Genomic DNA, 4,709 nt, shown 5'->3' with positions numbered 1-4,709 from the left:
AGTCCTCACCCAGAAGGGTGTCGACCTGCGACTTCAGCGAGTCCAACTGACCCTGAATGTCATCACGAGCCTGCGACAGCGACGACGCCACCTGCTCCATTTCTGCATAAGACGCACCGAAATCGGCCATCGTCCACACCTCCACAATCGAAGAAACCCGACCCACCCCGGGCCGACACCAAGAGTCAACCAAACACCAACCAATTGACCAATGGGGAGTCCTCCCCACTTGACAAACACCACGCGGCTACTGTGCTGATCCGCCGTCCCGACGTGCCATCGAAGCGCGCAACAGCCCGATCCGAGCCTCCGCGCGAGCCCATTCCGCGTCGGAGACGAGATTCCGCGAGGATCGACAACGCCGCAGGTCGGCACAGACGCGTGCCCGCTCGCCCGGTGCCATTCCGATTCGTCACGCTCCCAGCCGGTTCCCGACGACAACGACAACGAGTGGGCACCGATCCGGTGCCCACTCGTTGCGATCACGACGGTTCAGCCGCCGGCGAGCTGCTGGTCCAGGTCCTGGATCGCACGCATCATGCCCAGCAGAGCCTCGGACATGTCGTTGATGCCATCGGTCGCGGTCTTCAGACCCGTCGTCAGCTCCCCGTAGCCCTCACCGAACTTGCCCGACGCGTGCTGCGTCTTGAAGTCCTCACCCAGAAGGGTGTCGACCTGCGACTTCAGCGAGTCCAACTGACCCTGAATGTCATCACGAGCCTGCGACAGCGACGACGCCACCTGCTCCATCTCTGCATAAGACGCACCGAAATCGGCCATCGTCCACACCTCCACAATCGAAGAAACCCGACCCACCCCGGGCCGACACCAAGAGTCAACCAAACACCAACCAATTGACCAATGGGGAGTCCTCCCCACGTGACAAACACCACGGATGCGACGACGTATCAGGCCTCTGTGGGAGACGAGGTCCCCACCGCACCATCCGGCGTCAGATCATCGCGAGGTGCCATGGAGATCCCCAAGAGCCCGATCCGAGCCTCTCGGGCACGGACCCACTCCGCATCGGAGATGAGACCACGCTCCGCGAGGACCTCGAGCGCCGCTTGCAGATCGGCGTACACCCGGGCACGTTCCGACGGCGGCATCCCATCGACCGCGCGTTGCAGCCTCTCCAGATTCCGGCGCCATCGATCAGTGCCGCTGTGGGCCGGACCTCGGAACAGAGCGAAATGGAGGAGCCCGACGATCACGTCCGCGATGAGCCCTGCGAGACCGAACGCGCCCGTCGCGGCGCCCTCAGCGATGGCGAGGGTGCCGACGGCGGTTGCCACCGCCGAGGGAAGCAGATGCAGGATACCCAAGAGTCGATGGATGCCGGGGTCGGTCCCCAGGGATTCCCGGATCTCGGTCACCAGACCGTTGCCCCCCAGCAGGGCCGCGACCGCCGCCAAGATGCCCGCCGTAGCCAACGGTGCAGCGCCGTCTCGATCGAAGATCCACGGGACCACCAGCAGACAGGCGACCACCGGGAGGATGAAGCTGGCGATGTGGGACAGAGTCAACAAACATCCCCACGCCGGCGCGGCACTCTTGGCGAGGTCCTTCCACGCGGCAGGCGGCGCGAAGACGGCGAGCGAGCGACGAAGGTCGGGCAGGTGGTAGAGAGCGCGCGCCTCGAGCTTCCACCAGTCGAGGGGGCCCCATGCGCGCGCCGCTCGCGCATAGGCCGTCGCCGGCGTCGCGCTCAGATCCGCCACGAGATCTCCGCGTCGGGTGCAAGACGGGCGAGTGCCCCTGGGTCGAACGACTCGGATGGCGACCACACGTCCCCATCGATCCGGACCGTATTCAACAGGTCCTCCACCCGGGCGGCGATCATCGCCACGACGGGCGGAGCGATAGGCCCCAATCGGGCGAAGAACGACGTCCGTGGCGTCACGAACAGCCAGCGGACCTCGGCCGCCCCGTCGCTCGTCGACACGGTCGACGAGCATCCCATGCCCAACCCTTCGGTGGGAGCGAGTCGGATCCGCGGGGCGAGGATCGAGGGGGGCGCGAGATATCGACGCTGTTCGCCGGCATCAGGCTCCCAGTCCGCGAGAGTCAGGCGCAGCGGCGCCCACGCACCCGTCCCGGGCTCGTGCAGCAGAAGATTGGTCGCGGTATCCGACGTCGCCGACCGCTGTGCTCTCGCCAGTGCGAGGGCGAGAGCGTGCTCCGCCGTAGCCGTGAAGCCGTGATGCGTCGCCAGTTGCTGGGCCGCCTCGCTCGCCCATCGATCGATGTCGTGGGGCTCGAGGTCACCTCCCGGTAGAGGAACGGTGGTCGTCTGGTCGTAATCGAACGTGACCCGGGTCATCGGCCGGTCCATGCGAAGGTGAGGATCTGCGCATCCAGAAGGCTCAGCCATCGCATCATCGCGACGTCTTGCTCGGGATCGGAGTCCTTCGGATGCAGAAGCGTCGCCGTCATCTGCAGAGCTTTCGACCGCCGGGAACCGGGGACGGGCGTCAGGTACACCACTGTGTACGCCCCTGCCTTCTCCCCTGACAGCTCGACGACTCGGCGGTCGACCCACCGGAGGAACTGCTTACTCCCCTCCAGCGGACGGGCACCGCGGCGCTCGACGGCATCTGCGACCATACTGTCCAGAGTCACGCCCGGGGCACCCTCGGTCACCGACCCGAGGACCGTGATCGGCACCGCCGACCATTGCGGTGCGTCCTCGCCCGGCGTGATCATGAAGAAGGCCCCGCGATCCCGAGCCGCCTTGAGGGCGCCCGTCACCTGCGTTTCGAGGGAGGCGTACACGTCGGGGCGGTGCGCCTCTCGAAGCCGAGACTTCGCCTTGGCGAGCAGCTCGACCTCGGTCGCCCCCGACGTCTCCAGCATCGTCCAACCCTCGGGCAGAACCATTCGGAACTCGGGAACCCCGTCGGGGGTTCCCCCCAACTCCGCGCGCAATGAGGTCACGCGCACCACCCTTTCACAGCCGGCGCCGTCACCACGTCGGATACAGCACCCGGTCGAAGCCGTTGGCGAGTTCCCAACTGCCCTGCACGCCACCGGCGATCTGCGCCCAGTTGTTCAGGTTGGCTCCGACGCTGCTCATCGCATACGTGAACTGTTCGCCGGTCGTGCCCAGCTGACCGATGACCTCCCACATGAACGGGTCCTGCCCCGACACGGCCGTGCTGATGATGTCGTCGAAGGAGTTGGCGACGTACCCGGCCTCGGGCCCGAGTCCTCGCATGTTCGACACCCACTGGGCCGGGTTGCGCGACCCCAGGCTCAGCGTCCACCGTGCGACGTCGTCGCCCATGGAGAGGCCTCCCCGAGAGAATCCCGCCCACGCGCGCATGCCGGCCCCGAACCCGCCGCTGGCGAACTCTCCGAAAGCACCGAAGGGGAGCACGCCGAGGACGGCGAGTCCCACCTCCCACCCGCTGGCGTCTCCTCGGTGGTACTGCCAGAGGGTGCCCACCAGGGTCAGGACCCCGACGGCGAGAGCCAGCAGGCCGATGATCGGCCCGCCGATGACCATGGCGAGGACCGCGAGGACGATTCCCGCCACGGCGAGGACATCCAGGGCGAAATCGACGAAACCGTCGAGGTTGTCACGCCAATCGTCCTTGATCGCATCAGCCGTCGAGGTACGAATACCCGCGACTGCTTCATCGAAAGCCGTCTCCCACAGGTCGTACTGCTCGTCGAAGTCGTCGGCCGCCGTCTTCCAGAGCGTGTAGGCGGCATCCTTGTCTTCTTCGGCGCTCGCCACGGCGGTGTCGTGGCTGTTCTGTGCTGTCTGCGCGTCCTCGTCGTCGCTTCCGGACTGCGCGGGGACAGGTGCCATCTTCGCGGATTGCCAGTCAGCCAGCGCGTGCTGGTAGGTCAGCCAGTTGGTCTCCGCTTCCGGCACGATGGTGTTCATCTTCGCCTTGACGGAAGCGAGCGTGGATCCGTACGCCTGGATGTAGGGGCCCACCGCTGTGTAGAGCTCCGCGGCCCTGCGCAGTTCGACGTTGACCTCTGCGCTGACTTCGCGCAGTTTGTCGACCGCTTTTCCCTCCATGTCCGCGCCGTCGTCGACGAGGCGCGTGAGAAGGGACTCTGCCTCGCCCATTGCTGCGCCGAGATTGATGATCTGCTGCCCACGGTCCTGGACGTCGTCGCCGTTGCCGTCGACGACCTCGACCGGGCGTCCTTTGGGTGAGTCATGCAACGCCATGTCAGTCCACCTCCTGCATTTGGGCGGCCATCTCTGCGGCCATCTCCGTGTCGAAGTCGCCAAAGCCCTCCAGCACGGCCTTCGCCTGCTCGGTCACCGCGGTCAGACCCTCGTTGAGTTTGTTGCGACGGTCGTCCCACCGGGTCTCGAAATCGTCTGCCTTCTCGCGGAGGTCGCCCCTGCCGTAGGGCGAACCGATGTCGCCGCTGAGATCGCTGCGCCGCTGCGACGCGGATTCGAATTCCGTCTGGGTAGCGAGGAGATTGGTATAGAGGACGCCAAGCTCCGCGTAGGAGATCTTCACGGACATGGGAGCCGCTCCTATCTGGCAAGTGGGGAGAGAAGAGTGACGCGCGGGGCGCGAATCGCACCCCACGCGTCAGCAAGATGTGAGGTTCAGCCGCCGGCGAGCTGCTGGTCGAGGTCCTGGATCGCACGCATCATGCCCAGCAGAGCCTCGGACATGTCGTTGATGCCATCGGTCGCGGTCTTCAGACCCGTCGTCAGCTCCCCGTAC

General features: G+C 66.0%; 6 protein-coding genes. All 6 read right to left on the bottom strand.

Features of this window, described 5'->3' with window-relative positions; translation table 11 throughout:
- Positions 1-492: 492 nt before the first annotated feature.
- Positions 493-780 (bottom strand): WXG100 family type VII secretion target, encoded by a 288-nt coding sequence (locus BBA86_RS00575; RefSeq protein WP_083199385.1) that lies wholly within the window; start codon positions 778-780, stop codon positions 493-495.
- A 128-nt stretch (positions 781-908) separates the two neighbouring features.
- Complete coding sequence (locus tag BBA86_RS00570) at positions 909-1,721, bottom strand: hypothetical protein (RefSeq protein WP_065569762.1); 813 nt, start codon at positions 1,719-1,721, stop codon at positions 909-911.
- Positions 1,709-2,323, bottom strand: a complete 615-nt coding sequence (locus BBA86_RS00565; RefSeq protein WP_141677817.1) for a hypothetical protein — start codon at positions 2,321-2,323, stop codon at positions 1,709-1,711. The genes BBA86_RS00570 and BBA86_RS00565 overlap by 13 nt, the downstream gene beginning before the upstream one ends.
- Positions 2,320-2,937 (bottom strand): hypothetical protein, encoded by a 618-nt coding sequence (locus BBA86_RS00560; protein WP_141677816.1) that lies wholly within the window; start codon positions 2,935-2,937, stop codon positions 2,320-2,322. Before BBA86_RS00560 ends, BBA86_RS00565 begins: the two co-directional genes overlap by 4 nt.
- A gap of 28 nt (positions 2,938-2,965) precedes the next feature.
- Entirely contained in the window at positions 2,966-4,192 is a 1,227-nt protein-coding gene (locus BBA86_RS00555) for a hypothetical protein (protein ID WP_065569759.1), read from the bottom strand.
- 1 nt (position 4,193) lies between these two features.
- The gene (locus BBA86_RS00550) at positions 4,194-4,502 is read right to left on the bottom strand and encodes a hypothetical protein (protein WP_065569758.1); all 309 of its coding nucleotides are present in this window, start codon (positions 4,500-4,502) and stop codon (positions 4,194-4,196) included.
- Positions 4,503-4,709 lie beyond the last annotated feature (207 nt).

The organism is Microbacterium oleivorans, from assembly GCF_001691565.1.
GTDB lineage: Bacteria > Actinomycetota > Actinomycetes > Actinomycetales > Microbacteriaceae > Microbacterium > Microbacterium oleivorans_B.
The sequence above is the reverse complement of the archived record's forward strand: the minus strand, read 5'-3'. Positions and strand labels throughout refer to the sequence as shown.

What these genes read in the sequence shown, in the direction of transcription:
- BBA86_RS00575 (WP_083199385.1), bottom strand. Translation starts at nt 780, where the DNA reads ATGGCCGATTTCGGTGCGTCTTATGCAGAGATGGAGCAGGTGGCGTCG.
- BBA86_RS00565 (WP_141677817.1), bottom strand. Translation starts at nt 2,323, where the DNA reads ATGACCCGGGTCACGTTCGATTACGACCAGACGACCACCGTTCCTCTA.
- BBA86_RS00555 (WP_065569759.1), bottom strand. Translation starts at nt 4,192, where the DNA reads ATGGCGTTGCATGACTCACCCAAAGGACGCCCGGTCGAGGTCGTCGAC.
- BBA86_RS00550 (WP_065569758.1), bottom strand. Translation starts at nt 4,502, where the DNA reads ATGTCCGTGAAGATCTCCTACGCGGAGCTTGGCGTCCTCTATACCAAT.